1 pseudogene is annotated in these 1,113 nt (G+C 70.2%); it reads left to right on the plus strand.

Going from position 1 to position 1,113, the window contains the following annotated elements:
- Positions 1–1,107: pseudogene (locus tag H288_RS33465) on the plus strand (IS256 family transposase); the annotation flags it as partial.
- Between the last annotated feature and the right edge of the window lie 6 nt (positions 1,108–1,113).

Raw genomic sequence — 1,113 nt, forward strand, 5'->3', positions numbered from 1 at the left:
AGGATGGACGGGCCCGGCTGGTGCGGCACGGTCACGGGCCGGAGCGGGCGATCCAGACCGGCATCGGCCCGGTGCCGGTCGCGCGGGTCCGTGTGCGGGATCGCGAGCGGGTCTGAGGACCGGGTCCGGTTCACCTCGACCATCCTGCCGAAATGGGCGCGGCGCACCCCCAGCCTGGATGCGCTGCTGCCGGTCCTGTACCTACGCGGTGCTTCGACCGGCGACTTCCAGGACGCGCTGGCCGCCCTCTTGGGTCGTGACGCCCCGAACCTCTCGCCGACCGTCATCGCCCGGCTGACCGCGGCCTGGGCGGACGAGTACGCCCGCTGGCAGGGCCGTGACCTCTCGGCCCGTCGCTACGTCTACGTCTGGGCTGATGGTGTCTACCTGCAGGCCCGGATGGAGGAGCAGGCCGAGTGCATGCTCGTGCTGATCGGGGCGACGCCCGAGGGTCGCAAGGAGCTCGTCGGCTTCCAGGTGGGCGTGCGCGAGAGTGCCCAGAGCTGGCGGGAACTGCTCGTCGACGTGAAGCGGCGCGGGCTGTCAATCGCGCCCGAGATCGCGGTCGGCGACGGCGCTCCCGGCTTCTGGCGGGCGCTGGACGAGGTCTTCCCCGGCACCGCTCACCAGCGGTGTTGGGTCCACAAGACGGCCAACGTCCTCGACAAGGTGCCGAAGTCCATCCAGCCGGCGATGAAGGCGGACTTGCGCGAGATCCACGGCGCGCCGACCCGGGCGGCAGCCGAGGTGGCGCTGTCCGTGTTCGTTGAGAAATACGGGGCCAAGTACCCCCGCGCCGCTGCCTGCCTGACCAAGGATCGGGAGGCGCTGCTGACGTTCTACGACTTCCCGGCCGAGCACTGGGATCACCTGCGCAGCTCGAACCCGATCGAGAGCGTGTTCGCTACGGTGCGGCATCGGACCGTGCGGACCAAAGGGGCGCTCTCGGCCACGACCGCCAAGCTGATGGTGTTCAAGCTGGTCATGGCGGCGTCGAAAACCTGGCGCCGGCTGAAGAGCGAAAACCAGTTGCCGAAGGTCGTGGCCGGCGTCATCTTCCGCGACGGGACCGAGGTCGTCGCGAGCCCAGATCACCGCGCCGCCTGACCGCCG

It is taken from the genome of Methylobacterium sp. 285MFTsu5.1 (assembly GCF_000383455.1).
Taxonomy (GTDB): Bacteria; Pseudomonadota; Alphaproteobacteria; order Rhizobiales; family Beijerinckiaceae; genus Methylobacterium.